We start from the raw sequence: 26470 nt of genomic DNA on the forward strand, positions 1-26470 counted from the left end.
GCGCCGGGGTGCAGGCCGTCGCGGAGCCGGCGGGCGGCCTCGCCCAGGCGCGGGCCGGGGCGGTTCATCAGGTCGGCGGGGATGGTGACGACGCGCCCCTCCCGCATGGCCCGCAGCTCCCGCCACCCCGGGGCGGTGCGGAGCCGGCTCACGTCGTGCGCGCCGCCCTTCTCCCCCTGCGGCAGGACCAGGTAGTCCGGCTGGCGGCGGACGATCTCCTCCAGCGACACGTTGGGCCAGTCGGCGCTCACGTCGGCGAAGACGTTGCGCCCGCCGGCCACGCCCAGGAGCTGCGAGATGAAGGTCCCGGGCCCCGCGGTCATCGGCGGGTCGTTCCACACCAGGAAGAACACCGAGGGCTCGCTCCGCCCCGCCACCGACGCGCGCACCTCCGCCAGCTCGCCCCGCAGCGCAGTGGCCAGGGAGTCCGCGGCGCGCTCCCGCCCGGTGAGCACGCCCAGGTTCCGCATGGTCCGGAAGACGTCCGCCGTGTCGTTGACGTCCACGGTGAACACGGGGACTCCCAGCTCCTCCAGCCGGGTGCGGACCCGCGCATCGCCGCGCCGGCCCCAGCTCAGCACCAGCTCCGGGCGGAGCGCCAGCACCGCCTCCAGCGACGGGTCCATCCCTCCGCCCACGGAGGGGAGCGAGTCCAGCCCGGGGCCCTTGTCGAAGTCGGTGCGCCCCACCAGGCGGTCGCCCGCGCCGATGGCGAGCAGCGTCTCGGTGGCGCTGGGGATCAGGGAGACGACGCGGCGCGCGGGGCGGGGGAGGCGCACGGTCCGCCCCGCGTCGTCGACGACCGCGACGGCGCTGTCCGCGGGGGCGGCGGAGGAGGTGCGCGCGGCATCGTCCCCGCCGCCACAGGCGGCGAGGAGGACGGTGAGCAGGGGGAGGAGCGCTCCCCGCGCGCGGCGGATCCAGATCGCAGACGACAAAAAACCCGTCCTTCCCGGAAAACGGGGGAAGAGAACGGGTGCGAAGCGGGCGCACGGCCCGGAAGAGAGGGCACGGAGCACCGGAATCGGACCCCGCTCCCCTCCCGCGAGGGGTTTTCGTGCGGGAGCGAGGGGGCCGGTCTCCTGGCTCGAGGCAGCTTCGCTCGCCTTCCCGGGAGCCGCGCGGGCTCCCAGTGGCTTCTGAGCGGGCCGGACCGGCGCCGAAGCGCCGGGCCTCTTACAGTGGCGGGGCCGCGCCGGAGTCGCACCGGCTTCCTAAAGGCCCCCTTCGCTTATGGAGACTTCAAGGTAGCGGACGGGTGCCGGGCGGGCAAGTGCCGGTGCGGAACGACCTTTGCCTGGGGTGTCCAAGGTTCGTTCACCTCCAACTCCGAACGCGAGACCCCATGGAGCTCGACCTGTCCGCGGCCCTGGCCCAGATCCGGGAGATCGGGAGCGACGTCGTCCGCCTCCTCCCCAACCTCGCCATCGCGCTGGTGGCCTTCGCCCTCTTCTTCCTGGTGGGGCGCTGGGTACGGCGGCTGGTGCGCCGGATGAACGAGCGGCGCGGCGAGCACCACGCGCTGGGGATGGTGCTGGGGCGGCTCGCCCAGTGGGCCATGGTCCTGGTGGGGCTGCTGGTGGCCGTCACCATCCTCTTCCCCTCGTTCAAGCCGGGGGACCTGATCACCCTGCTGGGGGTGAGCGGCGTGGCCATCGGCTTCGCCTTCAAGGACATCTTCCAGAACTTCCTGGCGGGGATCCTCATCCTGCTGACGCGGCCTTTCGAGGTGGGCGACGAGATCGTGGTGGGCGACTTCGAGGGGCGGGTGGAGGAGATCCAGACCCGCGCGACGCTGATCCGCACCTACGAAGGCCGGCGGGTGGTCATCCCCAACGCAGACCTGTACACGGACAAGGTGACGGTCAACACCGCCTTCCAGGCCCGCCGCTCCCAGTACGACGTGGGGATCGGCTACGGCGACGACGTGGACCGGGCGCGCGAGGTGGTGCTCCAGGCCGTGTGCGGTATCGAGGGGGTTTTGGCCGACCCCGCGCCGGACGTGCTGGTGGTGGCGCTGGCGGACTTCTCCGTGAACCTGCGCGTCCGCTGGTGGTCGCACCCGCAGCGCGCCGACGTGCTCCAGGTGCAGGACCGTGTGCTCGCGGCGGTCAAGGACCGCCTGGTGGCGGAAGGAATCGACCTCCCCTTCCCGACCCAGCAGGTGCTCTTCCACGACCAGACGGAGGAGACGGACGGCGACCGCTCCAGGCAGCGGGAGGGATGGCCCGCCGGCCGGGGCGACGTGCCGCGCTCCGCGAAGGTGTCCGCCGCGCTGCGCGAGGTCGCGGGGCGGGCCGGCGACGTCGGGTCCGCCGACGGGGAGCCCTCGCGCGACGGGGGCGGCGCCGGGAGGCGCTGAGACCGCGGAACGCCGCTTGCGCGTCGCGCGGCGAAGGCTCCCCCTCCACGCCCACCCGGCCGCACACATGCGCATCAGGCTCACGAAGCTCTGGGAGAGCGTCAGCGCGAGCTACTGGTTCGTCCCTACCCTGATGGCCGTGCTCTCGGTCGTCCTCGCCCTCGCGATGCTGGCGGTGGACCGGGGGCTGGGGCCGGAGGTGCTCCGGGACGTGGGGTGGGTCTACACCGGCGGGGCGGACGGCGCCCGAGAGCTGCTGGCGACGGTGGCCGGCTCCATGATCACCGTGGCCGGGGTGGTGCTCTCCATCACCATCGTGGTGCTCAGCCTGGCCTCGTCGCAGCTCGGCCCGCGCATCCTGCGCAACTTCATGGGGGACCGCCCGAGCCAGGTCGTGCTCGGCACCTTCACCGCCACCTACCTGTACTCGCTGGTGGTGCTGCGGACCATCCGGGGCGACGGGGACGACTTCGACGCCTTCGTCCCCGAGGTGTCGGTCACCGTGGGCGTGCTGCTGGCCGCCGCGGCGCTGGGGGTGCTGATCTACTTCGTGCACCACGTCGCCCTCCTGATCCAGGCCCCGCACGCGGTCGCCTCGGTGGCGCGCGAGATGGACGCCACCATCGAGCGGATGTTCCCTTCCTCGCTGGGCCGGCCGGCGCCGGAGCGGGACTCCGTGCGCGACGTGCCGCCCCGCTTCGGCGACGAGGCGGCCCCTGTCTCCTCCTCCGGGACGGGGTACCTGCAGGCCGTGGACGTGGAGAAGCTGATCGACCGGGCGAGGGAGCGCGACGTGCTGGTTCGGCTCCTCCCGCGTCCGGGGCACTTCGTCTTCGAGGGCGCGGAGCTGGCGCGGGTGTGGCCCGCCGACCGGCTGGACGCCGGCCTGGCGGAGAAGATCAACGAAGCGCTGATCCTGGGGCCGGAGCGCACCCCCACGCAGGACGTGGAGTTCGCCGTGCGGCAGATGGTGGAGATCGCGGTGCGCGCCCTCTCCCCCGGCCTGAACGACCCCTTCACCGCCGTCACCTGCATCGACCAGATGGGAGCGCGCCTCCTCCGGCTGGCGCGCTGCCGCTTCCCCGACGGCTTCCGCTACGACGACGGCGGGCAGCTCCGCGTGATCACCAACCCCAATTCCTTCGAGGGGGTGATGGACGCGGCCTTCGACCAGCTGCGGCAGAACGCCGGGCGGGTCCCGGCGGTGCTGATCCGCATCCTGGAGACGCTGGCGGTGCTGGGCGCACACGCCACGGACGAGCGGGCGCGCGAGTCGATCCGCCGGCACGCCGTGATGGTGCACCGCGCCGCGCACGCCGGGGTGGAGGAGCCGTGGGACCTCCGCGACGTGGACGAGCGCTTCGACGCGGTGCTCCAGGCGCTGGAGCGGGGCGCGGAGGTGCACCCGGGGTGAGCGGTGCCAGGTTGCGCGGGGCTCCCGGGCGGGGTTAAATCCTCCCTTCATCCGTTTTCCGAACACGCGCCCTCCGATCTTTGATGCACGCACTCCGTCCGTCCGCCGCCCTGCTCGGCCTCTGCCTCACCCTCGGGGCCGCCCCGCTCCCGGCGCAGCAGCGGGCCGCGGTGCCCGCGGCGGCGCCCTCGCCCGAGCGTGTGCTGGGCTTCCGCCCCGGCGCCGACGGTCGCCTGGCCGACTGGGCGCAGATCGTGGACTACTTCGGCCGCCTGGACCGCGCCTCCGCGAAGGTGCGCCTCGACACCATCGGGCGCACGGCGCTGGGCCGCCCGATGGTGATGGCGACCATCACCTCGCCGGCCAACATGGCGCGGCTCGCGGAGATCCGCCGCAGCCAGGCGCGCCTCGCCGACCCGCGCGGCGTCCCCCAGGCGGAGATCGACCGGGTGGTCCGCACCCAGCCCGCCGTGGTCTTCATCGGGGCCTCGCTGCACGGCAACGAGATCATGGCCACACAGATGTCCATGGAGCTGGCGCACGACCTGGCCACCGACCCCGCGCTGGGACGGGCGCTGCAGGACGTGGTGGTGCTCCTGGTGCCGGGGATGAACCCGGACGGGCTGGACATCACCCGCGACTGGTGGCTGCGCACCCGCAACACCCCGGCCTCCGGCGCGGCGATGCCCTGGCTGTACCACCACTACGTGGGGCACGACAACAACCGCGACTTCTTCATGGTGACGCAGCCGGAGACGCAGGCGGTCACCCGGGTGCTGTACGAGCGCTGGTTCCCGCAGGTCGTCTTCGACGTGCACCAGATGGGGAACCGCGGCGCCCGCTTCTTCATCCCTCCCTTCGCCGACCCGCTGAACCCCAACGTGGACCCGCTGATCGTGCGGATGACCAACGTGGTGGGGACGCAGATGGCGCTGGACCTGGCCGAGGCGGGGAAGACCGGGGTGTCGCACCAGGAGACCTTCGACCTGTGGTGGCACGGCGGCGGGCGCACCGTCCCCGCGCGGCACAACACGGTGGGGATCCTTTCCGAAGCGGCCAGCGCGGACTACGGCGACCCCATCCGCCAGCACCCGGACTCGCTCCGGCAGCCGCGGACCGGCTCCATGTACCCGGAGCCCTGGGCGGGGGGCGAGTGGCGCCCGCGCGACATCGTGGAGTACGAGCTGATCGCGGCGAAGTCGCTGGTGCGGCTGATGCACCGGCAGCGCGAGGACTTCGTCCGCAACCTGGTGGCGCTGGCGCGCAAGCAGGTGCGCGCGGGCGAGGCGGGCGGCCCCTTCGCCTTCGTCGTCCCCGCCGACCAGCGCGACCCGGGCTCCGCGGCCGAGCTCCTCCAGACGCTGCGCAGGGGCGGGGTGGAGGTGCACGAGGCGCGGCTCCCCTTCCGGGCGGGCGGCGAGACGTACTCCGCGGGGACGCGGGTGGTGCTCATGGCCCAGCCCTTCCGCGCGCACGCCAAGGACCTGCTGGAGCCGCAGCGCTATCCGGAACGGCGGCGCTACCCGGGCGGCCCCCCGGAGGTGCCGTACGACGTGGCGGGGTGGACCCTGGGGATGCAGATGGGGGTGGACGTGCGCGAGGTGGCGGAGCCCTTCCCCACGCATTCGCTGGCCCGCATCGACTCGGTCCGCGTCCGCCCGGGCACCGTGATCGACCCGGGTCCGGCGTACGCGCTGGACCCGCGGATGAACAACACCCACCGCGCCGTCCACGAGGTGGTGCGGGAGGGCGGGCGCGTGGTCTTCCTGCGCGAGCCGCTGGCCGTGGGCGGGGGGCGCACCTGGCCCGCTGGGGCGCCGGTGGTTTCCGGGGTGGACGACCTTTCCTCGCGGCTGGCGCGCTGGACGGGGGAGTGGGGGGTGGACGCGGTGGGCGTCGGCGAGCCGGCCTCCGGCGCGGAGATGCGGCGGCTGCGGGTGGGACTCTACAAGCCCTGGACCGCGTCCATGGACGAGGGGTGGACGCGCTGGGTCTTCGAGCGCTGGGGAGTCCCCTTCGACACCCTGCACGACGCGCAGGTGCGCGCGGGCGGGCTGAACGACCGGTTCGACGCCATCGTGATCCCCTCGGAATCGTACCGCGACCTGATGCAGGGGCCGCGGCGCGCGCACCCGGACTACGCGGGCGGGCTGGGGCAGCCGGGCGCCGCGGCGCTGCGGCGCTTCGTGGAGGAGGGCGGGACGCTGGTGCTGCTGGACCGCGCGGTGGAGCTCGGGATCCGTGACCTGGGGATCCCGGTGCGCGACGTGAACGCCGCGCAGGATACGGCCGACGCCGCCCGGTGGTACGCGCCGGGGTCGCTGCTGCGGGTCCGGTGGGACGCCTCGCACCCGGTGGCGTGGGGGATGCCGGAGGAGTCCGCCGTCAATTACACGCGCAGCCCGGTGCTAGAGGTGGCGCCCGGCACGCCGGGGGTCACGGTGGTGGCGCGCTACCCGGAGCGCGACATCCTGCTCAGCGGGTACTCCCAGGGCGAGGAGCGGATCGCCGGGAAGGCGGCGGTGGTGGAGGCGCAGGTGGGGCGGGGGACGGTGGTGATGTTCGGGTTCCGGCCGCAGTACCGGGCCCAGGCACACGAGACGTTCAAGCCGTTCTTCAACGCGCTGTATCGCAGGTAAAACTCCCTGCGGCCCACCCATTGTCCTGGCTGGCGCAGACATCACCAGGGCCTGCGAAATGATGGCCTCGACACCTGAACCGGTGTCGAGGCCATCGCGCTGCAGGGCGCGTGGTTGTGAACTCCAGGCGACGCTCATCAACGGTACAGGTCTTCCGGTGAGAAATGGAGCACCCGCCCGGCTCTCACCTCGGCCTGCAGCTCCGGCGGCAGCTCCTCCCCGGAGAACAGCACAAAGTGTATCGTCCGCATCCCCGTCAGCTCCCGCGCGATTGAATCGGCCGGGCCTGCAGCGTCTCCAGGTCGCACGGCCGGACCATCCCCCACTTGCACTCGCCGAGCAGGAGCACTCCGTCACCCCCGGTCGCGACCACGTCGATCTCGTTCCGCGAGTCCGCGTTCCAGCACTTGCCGACGCGGAGCGGAGCGAACGGGATCCGGTTCGTCCGCCCGGCCCCGGGCGCGCCCCGCCTTCGTGTACCTGATCCCTGAGGGGCACAGACGCGCTTGTCCTGAGGGATTGTAGAAGAGTCCCCTCTGTACGGCTTAGAAAAAGACAATGCTTGACGCCATGGTCGAACGGATTACTTTGGAGACTGCCCGGAACCGATCCACAGGAAGGCAGTGATCCTTCCGCATCTGCACTCTTCCATACCGCGGGCTGCAGAGGGCTCTGCTGGCCTTTGCACCGTGATGCTGCAGACCAACCCGAAGTCCGCAAGGGCTTTGGACGCGAGATCGGCTGCGAAACACACCTCAGGAAGAGCTATGAGCGTGAAAGGGCTCGCGGACCTGACCCCCGAACAGCTCGCGCGGCTGCACTTACGACTTCGAGAGATGCGCGGACCGGAGCTTTTACCTGCCGCGATCCCGCGAAGGACCGGCACCGGCCCCGCTCCGCTCTCCTTTCCCCAGCAGCGCCTCTGGTTCCTGAACCAACTGGACCCGAGGAGCACCGCGTACAACCTCGCGTTCCCCCTGCACGTGCAGGGCCCGGTGCACGTTCCGGTGCTGGAGCGGGCAATTACCGAGCTGGTACGCCGGCATCAGGCGCTGCGCACCGTCTTCCATGAGCGCGAAGGGGACCCGGTGCAGGTGGTGCTCCCGCCGGCACCGCAGCGGGTTCCAGTGGGGGATCTGTGCGGCCTCCCGGCCACGGTGCGGAATCGCGAGATGCACCGGCTGTTCGCGAGGGAGGCGGCGCGCCCGTTCGACCTGGAGCGGGGTCCTCTGCTGCGCGTATTCCTGCTCCGCCTGGAAGAGCGGGAATGGGGGCTCGTCTTCCAGCTGCACCACATCGTCAGTGACGGCTGGTCGATGGGCGTGATGGCGCGGGAGCTTTCCGCCCTGTACGCGTCTTCGCTCGACCGGAGCGGTCCGGCCCTTCCCGAGCTTCCGCTGCAATACGCGGACTACGCCGTGTGGCAGCGGGAGCGCCTCACGCAGGAAGTCGTCGAAGCTCAACTCGCCTGGTGGCGAGAGCGACTGGCGGGCGCCCCGCCGGTACTGGAACTCCCCACCGACCGCCCCCGTTCGGCAGGCTCCGGGGGGCTCGCGGGGTTTCACCGGATCGCGTTCCCGGCGGAGCTCGGGGAGGGGCTCCGGAAGCTGGGGCGGCGCGAGGGAGCCACGCTGTTCATGGTGATCCTGGCCGGGATGCAGGCGCTCCTCTCCAGGTACTCGGGGCAGGAGGACGTGACGGTCGGCTCCCCCATTAACGGGCGGACGCGCCCCGAGCTGGAGGGGCTGATCGGCTTCTTCGTCAACACGCTCGCACTGAGAGTCGACCTCTCCGGCAATCCTTCGTTCCGGAAGCTTCTGGGACGGGTGCGGGAGGTGATGCTAGGGGCATTTGCACACCAGGACCTTCCCTTCGAACGCCTGGTGGAGGCGCTGGCACCTGAGCGGAGCCTGACGCAGACCCCGCTCTTCCAGGTGACGCTGGTGCTGCAGAACACCAGACCGGCGGAGCGGATGCGGCTGGGCGAGGCATCGCTGACCCAGGTGCAGGGCGGCGGGTCGATGGCGATGTTCGACCTCTCGCTGGCCCTGGAGGAGAGCGGCGAGGAACTCCAGGGGATGCTGACTTACCGGAAGGAGCTCTTCGACGCGGCCACGGCGGAGCGGATGCTCGAGCACCTGGTGCGGCTGCTGAAGGGGGCGGTGACCGACCCGGAGCGCCGGCTCTCAGGGGTGGAGCTGCTGGGCGAGGAGGAGCGCGAGCAGGTGGTGGAAGGGTGGAACGCCACCGAGGCCGAGTATCCGCGCGAGCTGTGCGTGCACCAGCTGTTCGAGGCGCAGGCGGACCGCACCCCCGCGGCCGTGGCGGTCGTGTACGCCGACGGCACCCTCACCTACGCGCAGCTCGACACGCGCGCCAACCGGCTCGCGCGTTTCCTCCGCGGCCGCGGCGTCGGTCCGGACACGTGCGTGGGCCTGTGCCTGGAGCGCGGTCCGGAAATGATGGTGGCCCTGCTGGGCATCCTCAAGGCCGGCGCCGCCTACGTGCCGCTGGACCCCGAGTATCCGGCGGATCGCCTGGCGTACATGCTGGAGAGCTCCGCCGCGCCGGTGCTGCTGACGCAGGCGTCGCTGGCGGGGCAGCTCCCCGCCTCGGCCGCCGCGGTGGTGCGGGTGGACGCGGACAAGGAGCGGATCGAGGCGGAGAGCGGGGAGCGTGTGGTTGGCGGCGCGCTGCCGGAGTCGCTGGCCTATGTCATCTACACCTCGGGTTCCACCGGGCTGCCCAAGGGCGTGGCGATGCCGCACCGGCCGCTGGTCAACCTGCTCGCCTGGCAGGAGCGCGACTGGCGCGCGCCGGTCCCCGCCGCGACGCTCCAGTTCGCCACCATCAGCTTCGACGTGTCGTTCCAGGAGATCTTTTCGGCGTGGAGCACGGGAGGACGGGTGGTGCTGATCGGGGAAGAGACGCGCTATGACCCGGCGGCGATCCTGGAGACGATCGAGCGCGAGGGGGTGGAGCGGCTGTTCATGCCGGCCGTCGCCCTGCAGAACCTGGCGGAGGTGGCGGACGCGCAGGGGCGGGCGCCGGCTGCGCTGCGGGAGGTGGTGACCGCCGGCGAGCAGCTGCGGGTAAGCGCTCCGCTGCGGCGCTGGATGGGCGTGCTGGGGGCGCCGCTGTACAACCAATACGGCCCGTCCGAGACGCACGTGGTCACCTCGCTTGCGCTGGCGGGCGACCCGGCGGAGTGGCCGCTGCTGCCGAGCATCGGGGTGCCGGTCGCCAACACGCGGTGCTACGTGCTGGACGGCCGCGGCGAGCCGGCGCCGGTGGGCGTGCCAGGGGAGCTGTACCTGGGTGGGGTGAGCCTGGCGCGCGGCTACCTGAGCCGGCCGGACCTCACGGCGGAGCGCTTCCTCCCGGACCCGCTCTCGGCAGCCGGCGGGGCGCGGCTGTACCGGACGGGGGACCGGGTGCGCTGGTTGGCCGGCGGCACGCTGGAGTTTCTGGGGCGCGTAGACGAGCAGGTCAAGGTGCGCGGCTTCCGGATCGAGCCGGGCGAGGTGGAGGCGGCGCTGGAGCGCCACCCCGAGGTGCGGGAGGCCGTGGTGGTGGTGCGGGAGGACGCGCCGGGGGAGAAGCGGCTGGTGGGCTACGTGGTGGCGGCCGAGGGGGCCGAGGCGTCACCGACGGAGCTGCGCGCGCACCTTAAGGCGAGCCTGCCGGAGTACATGGTGCCAGGGGCGTTCGTGGTACTGGAGAGGCTTCCCCTGACTCCCAGCGGAAAGGTGGCGCGGCGGGCGCTGCCGGCGCCGGAGCGGTCGTCGGCGGAGGACTTCGTGGCGCCGCGGACCCCGGCGGAGGAGATTCTGGCGGGGATCTGGGGCGAGGTGCTGCGGGTGGAGCGGGTGGGGGCGGAGGACGACTTCTTCGCACTGGGCGGGCACTCGCTGCTGGCGACGCGGGTGGTCTCCCGGGTGAGGCAGGCGTTCGGGGTGGAGCTGCCGCTGCGGGCGATCTTCGAGGCGCCCACGGTGGCCGGGCTGGCGGTGCGCATCGGCCTCCTCCAGGCCGGGGGCAAGGGGACGCAGACGCCGCCGCTGGTGAGGGTGGCCCGCGACGGGTCGCCGGCGCCGCTGTCGTTCGCGCAGCAGCGGCTGTGGTTCATCGACCGGCTGGAGCCGGGCAGCGCCGCGTACAACATGCCTTTTGCGCTGCGCCTGCGGGGCCGCTTCGACCCGGCGGTGCTCGAGCGGAGCCTGACGGAGATCGTCCGGCGCCACGAGACGCTGCGCACCGTCTTCGCCACTGTGGACGGGGAGCCGGTGCAGGTGATCCGGGACGCGGCCCCGGTCGCCCTGCCGGTCACCGACCTGCGGAGCTTGCCTGCGGAGTCGCGCGAGGTGGAGGTCCTCCGGCTCGTATCGGAGGAGGCGGCGCTGCCGTTCGACCTGGCCACGGGTCCGCTGCTGCGCGTGTCCGCGGTGCGGCTGGACGAGGCGGAGTGGGGGGTGCTCTTCACGATGCACCACATCGTCTCCGACGGCTGGTCCATCGGCGTGCTGATCGGCGAGGTCTCGGCGCTCTACGATGCGCTGGCGGAGGGGCGGGAGGCGCAGCTTCCGGAGCTGCCGGTGCAGTATGCCGACTACGCCGCCTGGCAGCGCGGCTGGCTGACGGGGGAGACGCTGGAGACCAAGCTCGGCTACTGGCGCGACAAGCTGGCCGGCGCGCCGCCCCTGCTGGAGCTTCCGACGGACCGGCCGCGCCCACAGGTGCAGGACCCTCGCGGCGGGATCGTCCGCGTCGAGCTCCCCGCGGACGTCTCTGCCGGGCTGCGTGCGCTCTCGCGGCGCGAGGGAGCGACGGCGTTCATGACGCTGCTCGCGGCCTGGCAGCTCCTCCTGGCGCGCTACGCGGGGCAGGAGGACGTCAGCGTGGGCACGCCCATCGCCGGACGCACGCGGCTGGAGACGGAGCCGCTGATCGGCTTCTTCGTCAACACCCTCGTGCTGCGCACCGACCTCTCCGGCGACGTGAGCTTCCAGGAGCTGCTGGGTCGGGTGCGGGAGACGACGCTGGGCGCGTACCAGCACCAGGAGATCCCCTTCGAGCGCCTGGTCGAGGAGCTGGCGCCGGAGCGGAGCCTGGCGCACTCGCCGCTGTTCCAGGCGATGTTTGTCCTGCAGAACAACGAGCGGGGCGGGCTGCGCATGGGCGAGCTGGAGATGGAGCCTCTGGCGGCCGACGGCGGGGAGATCGCCAAGTTCGACCTGACGCTCGGCCTCGGGGAGGACGAGCAGGGCTTCGCCGGCTCGCTCTCCTACCGCGCCGGGCTGTGGGACGAGGCGACCATGAAGCGGATGGCGGCGCACTTCGCCCGCCTGGTGGAGGCGCTCGTCGAGGATGCCGCTCGTCCGGCCGCTGGGGTCACCTTCCTCACGGACGAGGAGCGCGCCCGGGTGCTGCTGGAGTGGAACGCCACCGGGCGGGAATACCCGCTGGACTGCATCCACGACCTGGTGGAGGAGCAGGCCCGCCGGACGCCCGGAGCCGTGGCGGCCGTCTGCGGCGCCGAGCACGTGACCTATGGGGAGCTGGACCGCCTCGCCGATCGCCTCGCCGTACTGCTGGCGCGGCGCGGGATCGGGCTCGGTAGCTACGTCCCCGTGCTGATGGAGCGGGGCCTGGAGGTCCCCCTCGCCATGCTCGGGGTGATGAAAGCCGGAGCGGCCTTCTCCCCTCTGGACGTGCGGTGGCCGGCGGCCCGCGTGCGCGAGATCCTCGACGACCTGGGGTGCGACGTGGTTCTGGTGGGCCGCGACGCGCCCTTCACCGAGGCCGAGTTGGGCCGCTCCTTCCTGCGCCTGGACCTCCGCGACCCCGAAGACGCCGACGGTGCGCCCCACACCGCGGTCCGCGTGGGCCCCGAGGACCCCATCTACGTCATTTACACCTCCGGCTCCACGGGGAAGCCGAAAGGGGTGGTGGTCCCGCACCGGGGAATCGCCAACCGGTTCCGGTGGATGGACGAGTACTTCGGACGCGAGGCCGCCGCGGCGGTGCTGCAGACCACCCGGCACGTCTTCGACAGCGCCGTGTGGCAGCTGTTCTGGCCGCTCACCGGCGGCGGGCGTACGGTGCTCCCGGCCTCCGACGATGTTCTCGCGGCCGGACCGCTGACGGCGCTGATCCAGGAGCAGCGGGTTACGATGACGGACTTCGTCCCCTCCGTGTTCAACGTGCTGGTCCCGTGGCTGTTACGGGACGAGGAGGCGCGGCGCAGCCTGGAATCGCTGCGTGCGGTCGTCGTGGGCGGGGAGCAGATCACACCGGGGACCACCTACGCCTTCATGAGGCACTTCCCTGGAGTGGCGGTGGTGAACCTGTACGGCCCCACGGAGGCGAGCATCGGCTGCGTCTGCTACCGGGTCACGGACGATGAAGGCGGGCGCATCCCCATCGGCCGGCCCATCTCCAACACGCAGGCGCTGGTGCTGGATGAGCGGCGGCGGCTGGTCCCGGTGCAGGTGCCCGGGGAGCTGTACCTGTCAGGGGCGTGCCTGGCGGCGGGATACCTGAACGACCCGGAGAGGACGCGGGCGGCATTCGTGGAGAACCCGTTCGCGGAGCTGGGGTCAGAGCGCATGTACCGTACCGGGGACCGGGTGCGCTGGCTGGCTGACGGCAACCTGGAGTACCTGGGGCGCGTGGACTTCCAGGCCAAGGTGCGCGGCTTCCGCATCGAACCGGGCGAGATCGAGTCCGTACTGCGGGAGCAGAACGGGGTGCGTGACGCGGTGGTGGTGGTGCGCGGAGCAGAGGGGGACCGGAGGCTGGTGGCGTACGTGGCGGGAGAGGGCGCGGAGCTGGACGTGGCCGCGCTGCGGGCGAGGTTGCGGGAGCGGCTCCCGGAGCACATGGTGCCCGCCGCGGTGGTGGTGCTGGAGGCACTGCCGCTCACCCCCAACGGCAAGGTGGACCGGCGCGCACTGCCGGCCCCCGAGCGGAGCGAGGACGCGTACGTTGCGCCGCGCACGCCGGCAGAGGAGATGCTGGCGGGGATCTACGCGGACGTGCTGGGGGTGGAGCGCGCCGGGGCGGAGGACGACTTCTTCGCACTGGGCGGGCACTCGCTGCTAGCGACGCGGGTGGTCTCCCGGGTGAGGCAGGCGTTCGGGGTGGAGCCGCCGCTGCGGGCGATCTTCGAGGCGCCCACGGTGGCCGGGCTGGCGGTGCGCATCGGCCTCCTGCAGGCCGGGGGCGAGGGGACGCAGACGCCGCCGCTGGTGAGGGTGGCCCGCGACGGGTCGCCGCTGCCGCTGTCGTTCGCGCAGCAGCGGCTGTGGGTGGTGGACCAGCTGGAGCCAGGCAGCGCCGCGTACAACATGCCGTACGCGCTGCGGCTGCGTGGAAGGCTGCAGCTGGGGGCGCTGCGGGCCAGCCTGGACGCGCTGGCGCGGCGGCATGAGACGCTGCGCACGGTCTTCGCGGAGAAGGACGGCGAGCCGGTGCAGGTCATCCACGATCCCGCCTCGGTGGCGCTGCCGGTGCTGGACCTGGGGGACCTGCCGCAAGCGCGGCGGGAAGCGGAGGCGCAGCGGCTTGCCGCAGCGGAGGCGCTGCGTCCCTTCGACCTGTCGCGGGGGCCGCTGCTGCGGAGCACGCTGCTGCGCCTGGGGAGCGAGGAGCACGTGGTGCTGTTCACGCTGCACCACGTCGTCAGCGACGGCTGGAGCATGGACGTGCTGGTGCGCGAGGTCTCGCTGCTTTACGGCGCATTCAGCCGGGGGGAGACCCCGCACCTGGCGGAGCTGCCGATCCAGTACGCCGACTACGCTGTGTGGCAGCGGGAGTGGATGAGCGGGGCGACCCTGGAGGAGCAGCTGTCGTACTGGCGGGCGCGCCTGGCTGGAGCGCCACCGCTGCTGGAGATTCTCACGGACCGGCCGCGCGCGCTGGGGCAGAGCCCGCGTGCGGGGAGCCACGGCTTCGTCCTGTCGCCTGAGCTGTCGGATGGGCTGCGTGCGCTCTCGCGGCGCGGGGGAGCGACGCTGTTCATGACGCTGCTGGCGGGGTGGCAGGCGCTGCTGGCTCGCTACGCGGGGCAGGAGGACGTGGTGGTGGGCAGCCCGGTCGCGGGGCGGACCCGGCGCGAGACGGAGGGGCTGATCGGCTTCTTCGTGAACATGCTGGCGCTGCGCGCGGAGCTGGGGGGGGACCCCACGTGGAGCGAGCTGCTGGGGCGGGTGCGGGAGGCGGCGCTGGGGGCGTACGACCACCAGGAGCTGCCCTTCGAGCGGCTGGTGGAGGACCTGGGCGCGGAGCGCAGCCTCACCCACACGCCCATCTTCCAGGTCACCTTCGCGCTGAACCGCTCCGACACACGCGACGAGCGGCTGGGCCTGGGAGACCTTGCCGTGGAGGCGTTCGGGCAGGGAGGAGCAGGCATCGCCAGGTTCGACCTCAACATGGTGTTCACGGACGCGGGCGAAGGATTGGGCGGGATGCTCGTCTACCGGCCGGCGCTGTTCGAGGCCGGGACGATGGCGCGCCTGGCGGGGCATCTCGAGGTGCTGCTGGAGTCCCTTGCGGCCGACCCGCGGCGGCGGCTTTCCGAGGTGCCGCTGCTGCGTGGCTACGAGCGCACGCAGGTGCTGGAGAGCTGGAACGACACCGCGGCCGAGTTTCCGCAGCGATGCGTCCACGAGCTCATCGCGGAGCAGTCGGCGCGCACGCCCGGTGCGCCCGCCGTGGTCTTCGAGGACGAGGTACTGACCTACGCCCAACTGGAGCGCCGGGCCAACCAGCTGGCGCACTCCCTCCAGCGCAGGGGTATCGGACCCGATGTGCGGGTGGGCCTGTGCCTGGAGCGCGGCGTGGAGCTGATCGTGGCCATCCTGGGGGTCCTCAAGGCCGGCGGCGCCTACGTCCCGCTCGACCCCAAGAACCCGGCCGAGCGGCTCGCACACATGGTTCATGACGCTGCGGCTCCGGTGGTGCTGACCCAAGCGCGGACTGCCGATCTCCTCGATGGATCAGTCGCGCAGCTCCTGCGCCTGGACGCGGACTGGCACGAGATCGGGCGCGAGAGCGATGCGGCGCCGACCAGCGGCGTCAGCCCGGAGAACCTGGCGTATGTGCTCTACACCTCCGGCTCGACCGGCAGACCCAAGGGGGTGTGCGTCTCGCACCGCAGCGTGGCAAGCCACCTGGGGTGGGTGCGGCGCGCGCTGCTCTCGGAGCGCGTGGAAAGCCTGCCGGCCACGACATCGCCGTCCTTCGACGCTTCCCTGAAGCAGGTATTGGGTCCGCTGCTGCAGGGGGCGGCGGTGTGGATCCTGGCCGAAGATACGGTGCACGATGCCGGGGCACTGGCGCGTGCGGTGGCGGGGCGGCAGGGTCTCGCGCTGAACTGCGTGCCCTCGCTATGGCAGGCGCTTCTGGAGCAGGAAGGATCGCAGCACGCGTGGAGCGAGTTGCGCGTGCTCCTGCTGGGGGGCGAGGCGCTGCCCAGGAACCTGGTGGAGGAGACCTTCCGGAGCTTTCCGCAGGTGGAAGTCTGGAATCTGTACGGGCCGACGGAGGCGACGGTCAACGCGGTGGCGGGCCGCGTGGAGCCGGGGCGGAAGATCGGGATTGGGCGCCCCGTGGGGAACGCGCGGGCGTACGTGCTGGACAGGCAGGGGCAGCCAGTGCCGGTGGGCGTGTCGGGGGAGCTGTACCTCGGCGGCGCGGGGGTGGCACGGGGCTACCTGGGGCGGCCGGAGCTGACGGCGGAGCGCTTCATCCCGGACGCGTTCGGCGCGGCGGGGGGCCGCCTGTACCGCACGGGAGACCGGGTGCGGTGGCTGCCGGCCGGGGAACTGGAGTTCCTGGGCCGCGTGGACCAGCAGGTCAAGATCCGCGGGTTCCGCATCGAGCCCGGCGAGATCGAGGCCGTCCTCCTGGAGCAGGACGGGGTGCGCCAGGCGCTGGTTACGGCTCGGGAGGACGCGCCGGGGCAGAAGCGGCTCGCCGCGTACGTGACCGCCGAGGAGGGGGCGGGGCTCGCGGCCGCGGCGCTGCGGGCGAGCCTGGGAGCCCGGCTGCCGGAGTACATGGTGCCGGGCGCCATCATCCTGCTGGAGCGGCTTCCGCTGAACGCCAACGGCAAGGTCGACCTGAGGGCGCTCCCCGCTCCGGAGTACGGCCGCGCGGAGGCGTCGTTCGCGGCACCGCGCACACCGGCGGAGGAGAACCTGGCCACGATCTGGGCGGAAGTGCTGCGGCTGGAGAGGGTCGGTGCCCACGACAACTTCTTCGAGATCGGCGGGCACTCGCTCCTGGCGATCCGCATGCAGGCGCTGGTGCGTCAGGTGTTCGGGGCAGAGATGCCGCTGCGGAGCATTTTCGAGCACCCGACCGTCGCCGCGCTGGCGCCGGAGATCGAGCGGGCTGCCGGATGGGCGGTCCCGACCCCTCCCATCGTGCCCGGGGAGCGCGCCGAGGCGGTCCTCGCGCGCCTGGACAGGATGCCGGAGGAAGAGGTGGATCGGCGGCTGGGCGGTCCCTCGACCGCAAGGAGGCCCGACGGTGTCGGCCCGGCATCCGCGGGGCACGCCGAGCTCCCGCTGGAGGAGAAGCGCCTTCTCCTGGCCCGGAAGCTCCGGGCGGAGATCGCGCGGGGGGCTGCCTTCCCCCTCTCGTTCGCGCAGCAGCGCCTCTGGGTGGTGCACCAGATGGACCCGGAGAGCGCCGCCTACAACATGCCGTATGCGCTGCGTCTCGTCGGCGGACTGGACGTGGAGGTGCTGGGGCGGGCGCTCACCGCGCTGGTGCGGAGGCACGAGACCCTGCGCACCGTCTTCCCTGCCGACCGCGGCGTCCCGGTGCAGCGGGTCCTCCCGGCAGCGCCGGTCCTCCCGCTCGTGACGGACATGCGGCGCCTCGCCGCGGGTGCGCTGGAGGCCGAGGTCGCACGCCTGGTGCGGGAGGAGTCGGTGGATCCCTTCGACCTCGCTTCCGGTCCCCTCCTGCGCGTGCGCGTGCTGCGGACCGGCGAAGCCGAGGACGTGGTGCTCTTCACCCTGCACCACATCGTCACCGACGGCTGGTCGCAGGAGGTCCTGGTGCGGGACCTCTCGGAGCTCTACACGGCGGGCCTCGAGAAGCGCACCCCGGTACTCCCCGACCTGCCGGTGCAGTACGCGGACTACGCCACCTGGCAGCGGGGCGGGCTTTCCGGGGAGGTCCTGGAGGAGCACCTGGGCTACTGGAGGCGGCAACTGGCCGGAGCCCCGCCGCTGCTGGACCTCCCCACGGACCGGCCCCGCCTCCCCTTCCTCGGCGACCGGGCAGGGAGTCGCTCGTTCGTGCTCTCCCCGGAGGTGTCGCACGCTCTCCGCGCGCTCTCGCGGCGGGAAGGGGCCACGCTGTTCATGACGCTCCTGGCCGCCTTCCAGGAACTCCTCTCCCGCTGGTCGGGCGAGGAAGACGTGGTGGTGGGAACGCCGGCGGCCGGGCGGACGCAGGGGGTGGTCGAGAACGTCATCGGGTTCTTCGTCAACCTGCTGGCGCTGCGCACCCGCTTCTCGGACGATCCCTCCTTCCGGGAGGCGCTCGGCCGGGCGCGCGAGAGCGTGCTGGAGGGGCACGCGCACCAGGACCTTCCGTTCGAGAAGCTGGTGGACGCCCTGCAGCCGGAGCGAAGCCCCGCCGTCACCCCGCTCTTTCAGGTGCTGTTCGCGCTCCAGGTGCCCGCACGGGAGGCGCTTCGACTGGGCGGGCTCGGTGCCGCGCGGATGGAGGGTGCCGGACAGGCCGCCAAGTTCGACCTGAGCCTGGAGATGGTGGACGACGGGGAGCGGCTGGCCGGATCCCTGCTCTTCCGCACCGAGCTGTTCGACGGGAGCACCATCGAGAGGATGCTGGAGCACCTGGCGCGGCTTCTGGAGCAGGTGGCGGACGACGCCGGCCTCCGGCTGTCCGGGCTGGCGCTTCTCGGTCCTGCCGAGCGGCGGCTGGTGGTGGAGGAGTGGAACCGCACCGAGGCGAGGTACCCCGCGGAGCTGTGCATCCACGAGGTCTTCGAGCGACAGGCGGAGCGCACTCCGGAGGCCGTGGCGGTGGTCTACGAGGGCCGGAGCCTCACGTTCGCGGAGCTCGATGCGCGCGCCAACCAGGTCGCTCACCACCTGGCGCGCATGGGAGTCGGGCCGGAGGTGCGGGTGGGGCTCTGCCTGGAGCGCAGCCTGGAGTTGATGGTCTGCACCCTGGGCGTGATGAAGGCGGGCGGGGCATACGTCCCCCTCGATCCCGCCCACCCGGGCGAGCGGATCCGCTACGTGCTGGCCGACTCCGGCGTCGCGGTGCTGCTGACGCAGGAGAGGCTGCGCGATCGCCTGCCGGGGCTGGAGGAGGTGCGGGTGGTCTGCGTGGACCGGGAGTGGGCGCGGATCGCGGCGGAGTGCACCCGGGCCCCGCGGAGCGGGGCGGGCCCGGAAAACCTCTGCTACGTGATCTACACCTCCGGGAGCACGGGCCGCCCCAAGGGCGTGGCAATGCACCACCGGGGGGTGTGCAACTACATCGACTGGGGGGTGCGCTTCTACGGGGCCGACCAGGGCAGCGGTGCCCCGGTCTTCTCCTCGATGGCCGTGGACCTGACCATCACCAACCTGCTCCCGCTCTTCGCCGGCCGCCCGGTGCGCTTCCTCCGCGAGGACTCTCCCGTGGACGCGCTCGCCGAGGTGCTGCGCGAAAGGCCTGGCTTCGGGCTCATCAAGATCACACCCACGCACCTGTCGCTGCTCACCCCGCTGCTCACGCCCGAGGAGGCGCAGGCGGCGGCCAGGACGCTGGTGGTGGGGGCGGACTTCCTCTCGGCCGAGACGACGCTGTTCATGCAGGAGCACGCGCCGGGCGTGCGGCTGATGAACGAATACGGCCCCACGGAGACGGTGGTGGGGTGCTCGGCGTACCTGCTGCCGAACGGGGTGCACCGGGCGGGTCCGGTGCCGGTGGGCGGCCCCATCCAGAACCTTCGCTTCTACGTTCTCGACAGGCACATGGAGCCGGTGCCGGCCGGGGTGGGCGGGGAACTGTACATCGGGGGGGCGGGGGTGGCGCGCGGCTACCTGGGGCGGCCGGGGCTCTCGGCCGAGAAGTTCGTCCCCGACCCCTTCGCGGGGGCCGGTGCGCGCATGTACCGGACGGGAGACCGAGCGCGGTGGCAGGCGGACGGGAACCTGCTGATCCTGGGGCGCACCGACAACCAGGTCAAGGTGCGCGGCTACCGCGTGGAACTGGGGGAGATCGAGGCGACCCTGCGGCGGCACGAGCAGGTCTCCGGATGCCTGGTGGTCCTGCGGGAGGACCGGCCTGGAGACCGGCGCCTGGTGGCGTACGTGGTGGGGGAGGCGGACGCGGGCTCGCTGCGGGAGCACCTGAGGCGGAGCGTGCCGGAGTACATGGTGCCGGGGGCGTTCGTGCGGCTGGATTCGCTGCCGCACACGTCGACGGGGAAGTTCGATCCCCGTACCCTGCCGGCACCCGAGTACAGGGCGGTGGCGCGGTACGTGGCACCCCGCACGCCGGTGGAGGAAACGCTGGCGGAGATCTGGGCCGAGGTGCTGGGCCTGGAGCGGGTGGGAGTGGAGGAAAGCTTCTTCGAACTGGGCGGCGACAGCATTCTCGCCATCCAGGTGGTGTCACGGGCGCGCTGGGCCGGGGTGGAGATCACCCCGCGGCAGATGCTGGAGCACCACACCATCACCCGGCTGGCCGCGGTTGCCGGGCGGAGGGATGAAGCGGAGGCACGCGCGGCGGAGGGGGGGCACCCCAAAGGCGCCGTCACGCTGACCCCGATCCAGGCGGCGTTCTTCAAACGGGGGCACGCCGTGCCCTGGCACCACAACCTGTCGGTCCTGCTGGGGGTGGATCCGGCGGTTCCCGACGCGGTGCTGGAAGCCGCCGTTTACGCCGTGCTGGGTCATCACGACGCGCTGCGCCTGCGCTTCCGGCAGACGGACTCGGGGTGGGAGCAATGGTACGGGGAAGAGGTCGGGATCGAGCTGGAGAGGATCGACCTGTCGAGCGTCTCGCGCGAAGAGCGGCAGCGCGTGCAGGGCGAGATCACCGGCCGGCGGCAGGCGAGCCTGGATCTGGAGCACGGACCTCTGGGGCGCGCGGTGCTCTTCGACCATGGCGAGGAGGGCCGCGTCCTTTTCCTGGTGCTGCACCACCTGGTGGTGGACGGCGTCTCCTGGCGGCTCATCCGCGAGGACCTGGACCGGGCGTGCGCGCAAGCGGAGGCCGGCAAGACGATCGACCTGGGCCCCCGGAGCGCTTCGTTCCAGAAGTGGGCGGCATCGCTGGTGGCATACGCGGCCGGCGACGCCGCCCGGGGGCAGGCCGGCTACTGGCTGGCGCAGGGGCCGGAGGGAATCCCCCCCCTTCCGGTGGACGGCGAGGGCGAGCAGACCATCGAGAGCGCGCGCGAGGTGGCGGTGCAGCTCGGGGCGGAGGAGACGCGCGCCCTCCTGCAGGAGGTTCCCGCCGTCTACCGGACGCAGATCAACGACGTGCTGCTTTGCGCCCTGGTGGACGCGGTGGGGGAGTGGACGGGGAGCTCGCGGACGCGATTGGCCCTGGAGGGGCACGGCCGGGCCGAGGAGGTGGGCCCGGGGTTGGACCTCACCCGGTCGGTCGGCTGGTTCACGAGCATTTACCCCGTCGTGCTGGACACCGCGGGCGCAGTCGGCATCGGCGAGCGGCTCAGCCGGGTGAAGGAGCAGCTGCTTGCGGTCCCGGCGCAGGGGGTCGGCTACGGCGTGCTGCGCTACCTGAGCCCGGACGTGGAGGTGCGTCGCGCGCTGGCCGCACAGCCGGAGCCCAGGATCGTGTTCAACTACCTCGGCCAGTTCGACCAGGGGCTGGCTCCGGGGCTGCGGGTCCGCTTCACCGACGGACCCAGGGGCCTGGACGTGGCGGACAAGAACCACCGCCCGCATCCCCTGTCCGTGGGCGCAAGCATCGTGGACGGTCGTCTCCATGTGCACTGGAGATACGACCGAGGGATCTACCGCCAGGAAACGGTAGAGCGGCTCGCAGGCCGGTACCTGGAGGCGCTGCGGTGCCTGATCGCGCACTGCCGCGAAACGGGTACGGCCAGCTCCACGGCGGAATCGGGCTGGCGGAGCTGATGCAGCGGGCTGGAGCGTGGACGAACGCCTGGGCCAGGAAGACGTCATTTCCGTGCCCGGGGGAGGGATCGCGGCCGCCATCCGGGGCCGGCACCGCCGCCAGGAGGACGACGCCGGTACTGCCGGCGGCGGGTTCCGGCTTCGGAGCTCCCGATCGGACGTAGGCGGACGCCCCTGCCCTCCGCCAGGTCACCGTTGGCCCGAATCCACCATGTTCATGGTGACGGCGGGGCTGTCCACGTCCACCTGCACCGGCCGCAGCCACACGTATCGCGAGTTGAACTCGCGGAGGGCCGCCTGGTAGTCCGGCGCGTCGAGGCGACCCTGGTGCACGCGCGGGTAGCCCAGGTGTGCTCGCAGCGCTTCCAGCTGGAGGAGGCCGCTGATCCCTCTCAACGGGGGCATTCTCATGAACGAGGATTCGGCGATCTGCTGCTGTGGCCGCGGCCGCAACAGCCGCTCGCCCGCTTGTCGCCGTCTCGGCATGCCAGCGGCCCTGAATGTACCGTTTGTCACGCCGCCTGTAGCGCTGATCTGCGGGATACGTGCCAGCTGAAGTGGTAAGCTGTTTCTCGATGGGGCTTTACAGTGTGGTGCGCCTGCGCCTTGCTTCGAAGCCGTTCTTCAACACGCTCTATCTACAAGGCGCGTGGTCGTAAACTCCCAGGTCGCCCGGCTCGCGGGCCGAGCACCCAAAGAGGATGCCGACGGCCCGGCATCCCCCTTGAGCTCGGCTTCGCGCTGGAGGAGTGGATGGCTGCTTCTCTCTCCCGTGAGGCTACCTTATCGCCGACGGTCGACGTAGGTTGGCCGGGACCGCCTCCGCGACGAGGACCACTCCACCAAGGTCCCTCTGCACACGCCAGCCAGGCAGCCATGACGCCGTCGAACCTCCAGATCCTCGCCTACGAGGAGACGCCGCTGGGTCCGCTCTGCCTGCGCCGGCGGGAGCTGCTGTCGGCGCCCGGGACCGTGGTGACGGAAGTCACGCTGAACCACGCCTTCCTCATGAGCAGCTACAACACGGCGTCCGAGCGGGCCCTCTCCACGTCCGCCCTGGCGATGCACGCGGGCGCGGAGCTGAAGGTGCTCGTGGGAGGGCTCGGGCTCGGGTACACCGCGCACGCCGCACTCAGGTCTCCGCGGGTCGCGAGCGTGGAGGTGGTGGAGTTCCTCCCGGAGGTGGTCCACTGGCTGGAGCGGGACCTGGTGCCACTCTCCGCGGAGCTGAAAGCTGACCCGCGCTTTGCGACGGTGGCGGGCGACGTCTACGCGCGGCTCGCGGACCCACCGTCGCAGCGGTACGACGTGATCCTGATCGACGTCGACCACGCGCCCGACGATCAGCTCAGCGACGCCAACGGCGGCTTCTACACGGTGGAGGGGCTGGAGCGGGCGCGCCGGCATCTTGCGCCCGGCGGGGTCCTCGGGGTGTGGTCCTACGCGGAAAGCTCTCCGTTCGCTTCAGCGCTCCGGCAGGTCTTCGCGGAGGTGCGGATCGAGCCCGTGCACTTCCACAACGCGCTGATCGACGAGGACACGACCGACTGGCTCTTCTTCGCGCGGTAGCGGCGGCGCGGTACGCGACTTGATCCCCCGCGCGGGTCCCCACATCTTCACCGTCCGCCCGCGGCGCGCCCGCCGGCCGGCGCGCTCGCACCTTCACTCTCTGGTCCGATTCACATGCGCATTCACGCTGCCGTCCTTCTCCTGCTGCTCGCCGCGCCGCTCGCCGCCCAGCAGCCGCGCCAGCTCACGGCCGAGGACTACGCCCGGGCCGAGCGGTTCCTCGGTGCCACCGCGGCGCCGCTGGTCACGGGCATTGGCGTGCGGCCCACCTGGCTCCCCGACGGGCGCTTCTGGTACCGCACCAGCGTTCCCAACGGCAGCGCGTACTTCGTCGTGGACCCGGTGCGGGGCACGCGCGAGGCCGTCTTCGACCAGGCGCGGCTCGCCTCGGCGCTCGCCGCCGCGACCGGCGGCAGCGTGGATGGCAACCGGCTCCCGTTCCAGACCTTCGAGCTCGCCAAGGACAGCCGCTCGATCACCGTCGACGTGCAGAACCGCCGCTGGAGCTGCGACCTCCTGCGCTACACCTGCACGCCTGCGGACTCCACGCCCGCCGCGTCCCCCGCCCCGGAGCACTCGAGCGTCTCTCCCGACGGGCGCTGGGCGGTGTTCATCCGCGACCACGACCTGTGGGCGAAGGACCTCGCGACCGGCGGCGAGATGCAGCTCACCACGGACGGCGTGGAGGACTTCGGCTACGCCACCGACAACGCGGGCTGGACGCACAGCGACGACCCCGTCCTCACCTGGTCGCCCGACTCGCGGCAGATCGCGACCTTCCAGCACGACGGGCGCGGGGTGGGCGACATGCACCTCGTCTCCACCAACGTCGGCAGCCCGCGCCTGGAGTCGTGGAAGTACCCGCTCCCCGGCGACAGCGTGATCTTCCGCATCAGCCGCGTGATCGTCAGCCTGGGCCCCGACGGGCGTCCGCGGGTGGTGCGCCTGCAGATGCCGCCGGACGCGCACCGCTCCACCGTCTCCGACCACGTCGCCTGCAGCGGCAACACCGTCTGCGACGTGCAGTGGTATCCCGACGGCTCGCACCTGGCCTTCGTGTCGAGCTCCCGCGACCACAAGAGCGCCTGGTTCCGCGTCGCGAACGCGCAGACCGGCGAGGTGCGCACGCTGTTCGAGGAGCGCATGCCGACCCAGGTCGGCGACGCGTCGCTCACCGAGAACCTCTGGCGCGTGCTCCCCGCGTCCAACGAGCTGATCTGGTGGTCGCAGCGCGACAACTGGATCCACCTGTACCTGTACGACCTCCGCACGGGCCGGCTGAAGAACCGCATCACCCGCGGCGAGGGCAACGTGGACGAGATCGTGCGCGTGGACGAGAAGACGCGGACCATCTACTTCCTGGGCTCCGGGAAGGAGCCGGGGCGGGACCCGTACTTCCAGCACCTGTACCGGATCGGGTTCGACGGCCGCGGCCAGAGGCTGCTCACGCCGGAGGACGCGAACCACGTCGTCTCGGTCTCGCCGGACGGGCGGCACTTCGTGGACACCTACTCCACGCCCGACACGCCGCCAACCACGGTGCTGCGCGACATGAACGGCCGCCTGGTGGAGACACTGGAGCGCGCGGACGTGTCGCGCCTGGTCGCCACCGGCTGGAAGCCGCCCACGCCCGTCCGGATGAAGGCGCGCGACGGCACGACCGACCTCTACGGCCTGATGTACACGCCGTCGACGATCGACTCCACCCGGAAGTACCCGATCGTCAACCGCATCTACCCGGGGCCGCAGGCGGGGAGCGTCGGCCCGCGCAGCTTCTCGCCCGCTCGCGGCGACGCCCAGGCGCTGGCCGAGCTGGGCTTCGTCGTCGTCGAGATCGACGGCATGGGGACGCCGGGCCGCTCCAAGGCCTTCGCCGACGCGTACTACGGCCGCCTGGGGGACAACACCCTCCCCGACCAGGTCGCGGCGATGAAGGAGCTCGCGCGGCGCTACCCCTTCATCGACATCGACCGGGCCGGCATCTGGGGCCACTCCGGCGGCGGGTTCGCCGCGGCGGCCGCGATGTTCCGGCACCCGGACTTCTTCAAGGTCGGCGTCGCGCAGTCCGGCAACCACGACAACCGCAACTACGAGGACGACTGGGGCGAGCGCTACCACGGCCTGCTCGTGAAGACCGGCGACACCGACAACTACGCGGACGAGGCCAACCAGACCCACGCGGAGAACCTCCGCGGCAAGCTGCTGCTGGCCCACGGCGCCATGGACGACAACGTGCCGCCGTACAACACGATGCTGGTGGTGGATGCGCTCATCAAGGCGGGGAAGGACTTCGACCTCCTGGTGTTCCCGCACGCGCGCCACGGGTACGGCCGCGACACCAACTACATGATCCGCCGCCGCTGGGACTACTTCGTCCGGCACCTGATGGGCGCGGAGCCGCCGAAGGAGTACCAGATCGGGAAGCGGCCCGCCATGCCGTAGCGGCGTAGAGACGCCTGCGGCACCGCGAGAGAACGGCCCCGGCACCGGGAGCGGTGCCGGGGCCGTCGTGCTCCAGCCGGTCGAGCCCGGGGCGTCGGAGGCCGCGACTGCGATCCGGGCGTGTTGTTTGCCTCTCCGGTCCGCCGACTGCATCCAGGAGATGCGACACCGACCCGTACAGGGGGATTTCGATGCGAGCGCCGCGATACAGGTTCCCGGACGAAGTCCGCTCCACGACCCGCGCCATGGCGTCGCGGATGGTCCAGGAAGGGACGATCGCCCGCACCCCGGAAGAGCTCGACGCGTGGATCTCCGAGCGGCCGGACGTCAGGGAGCCTCTGGAGAAAGGCGGCTACGGCACCGCGTTCACCTCGCACGATCTCTTCCCACTGCTCCACGTCTTCGTTCTGCGGGCCGGGGGACCGGCACCCGAAGTCGTTCCGCCCCGGCGCCCTTCGCAGAAATGGTGGCTCCTGGGACTTCTCCTGGTCCTTCTCGTCGTTCTGCTCCTGGTCGCCGTGTCGGCGGTCGCGCTCCCGTAGCGGAACGGCGCAGGACCCCGGCCGGCGCGGGCGGGGTGCTATCCCCCGCCCACCTCCACCCGCGCCCCCGCCTCTACCTCCTCGGCCGCCAGCACCGTCTCCCGCCCGCCGCCGACGCGCACCCGCACCGTCCGGACGGACGCCGGCACCGCGACCCGGTAGTCCGCCGTGGCGCCGGGGAGGTTCCGGATCCGCACCCCCGAGGGGAGCACCAGCAGGTCCGCCGGCTCCGTGCCGCCGCCCACCTGCTGCGCCGTCGCGGTGGCGCCCTCCGCGCGCCGCAGCTCCACGGCGCCGCCCGCCTGCGGGGCCGCCACCTCCACGGTGAAGACGGTGCCCTGCGGGGTGAACTGCAC

The 26470-nt window shown here is 72.1% G+C and carries 11 protein-coding genes and 1 riboswitch; of the genes, 7 read left to right on the forward strand and 4 right to left on the reverse strand.

The annotated features are described in order from the left end of the window. Positions 1–938 (reverse strand): cobalamin-binding protein (locus VGR37_09935; protein ID HEV2147709.1); only part of this gene is annotated, 938 nt, incomplete at its 3' end. 116 nt (positions 939–1054) lie between these two features. Beyond that, a riboswitch (cobalamin riboswitch) is annotated at positions 1055–1241 on the reverse strand. A 104-nt stretch (positions 1242–1345) separates the two neighbouring features. On the opposite strand from VGR37_09935, the gene VGR37_09940 reads away from it, so the two are divergent. The 3 genes from VGR37_09940 (at position 1346) to VGR37_09950 (ending at position 6415) form a co-directional block, all read left to right on the forward strand. After that, positions 1346–2362 (forward strand): mechanosensitive ion channel family protein, encoded by a 1017-nt coding sequence (locus VGR37_09940; protein HEV2147710.1) that lies wholly within the window; start codon positions 1346–1348, stop codon positions 2360–2362. Positions 2363–2429: 67 nt separating this feature from the next. Then, positions 2430–3776 carry a DUF2254 domain-containing protein gene (locus tag VGR37_09945; protein HEV2147711.1) on the forward strand — a complete coding sequence of 449 codons (1347 nt, stop codon included), beginning with the start codon at positions 2430–2432 and terminating at the stop codon, positions 3774–3776. An 83-nt stretch (positions 3777–3859) separates the two neighbouring features. Further along, the gene (locus VGR37_09950; GenBank protein ID HEV2147712.1) at positions 3860–6415 is read left to right on the forward strand and encodes a M14 family zinc carboxypeptidase; all 2556 of its coding nucleotides are present in this window, start codon (positions 3860–3862) and stop codon (positions 6413–6415) included. A 256-nt stretch (positions 6416–6671) separates the two neighbouring features. Here the strand turns inward: VGR37_09950 and VGR37_09955 are convergent, their stop codons facing one another. After that, positions 6672–6974: a DUF234 domain-containing protein gene (locus tag VGR37_09955; protein HEV2147713.1), complete on the reverse strand. Its 303-nt coding sequence runs from the start codon at positions 6972–6974 to the stop codon at positions 6672–6674. Positions 6975–7182: 208 nt separating this feature from the next. Here VGR37_09955 and VGR37_09960 point away from each other — a divergent pair, with 208 nt between their 5' ends. Next, the gene (locus VGR37_09960; protein ID HEV2147714.1) at positions 7183–21561 is read left to right on the forward strand and encodes a non-ribosomal peptide synthase/polyketide synthase; all 14379 of its coding nucleotides are present in this window, start codon (positions 7183–7185) and stop codon (positions 21559–21561) included. Positions 21562–21750: 189 nt separating this feature from the next. On the opposite strand, the gene VGR37_09965 is transcribed toward VGR37_09960, so the two are convergent. Next, positions 21751–21966: a hypothetical protein gene (locus VGR37_09965; GenBank protein HEV2147715.1), complete on the reverse strand. Its 216-nt coding sequence runs from the start codon at positions 21964–21966 to the stop codon at positions 21751–21753. A gap of 471 nt (positions 21967–22437) precedes the next feature. Between VGR37_09965 and VGR37_09970 the strand changes: the two genes are divergently transcribed. The 3 genes from VGR37_09970 to VGR37_09980 all read left to right on the forward strand — a co-directional run bounded on the left by VGR37_09970 (position 22438) and on the right by VGR37_09980 (position 26114). Continuing rightward, positions 22438–23130, forward strand: a complete 693-nt coding sequence (locus tag VGR37_09970; protein HEV2147716.1) for a hypothetical protein — start codon at positions 22438–22440, stop codon at positions 23128–23130. Positions 23131–23244: 114 nt separating this feature from the next. Further along, positions 23245–25572, forward strand: a complete 2328-nt coding sequence (locus VGR37_09975) for a DPP IV N-terminal domain-containing protein (protein ID HEV2147717.1) — start codon at positions 23245–23247, stop codon at positions 25570–25572. A 191-nt stretch (positions 25573–25763) separates the two neighbouring features. Next, positions 25764–26114, forward strand: coding sequence for a hypothetical protein (locus tag VGR37_09980; protein HEV2147718.1), 351 nt, complete (start codon positions 25764–25766; stop codon positions 26112–26114). 38 nt (positions 26115–26152) lie between these two features. Here VGR37_09980 and VGR37_09985 read toward each other — a convergent pair. After that, positions 26153–26470 (reverse strand): hypothetical protein (locus VGR37_09985; protein HEV2147719.1); only part of this gene is annotated, 318 nt, incomplete at its 5' end.

Source organism: Longimicrobiaceae bacterium (assembly GCA_035936415.1).
In the GTDB taxonomy this organism is placed as follows: domain Bacteria; phylum Gemmatimonadota; class Gemmatimonadetes; order Longimicrobiales; family Longimicrobiaceae; genus JAFAYN01.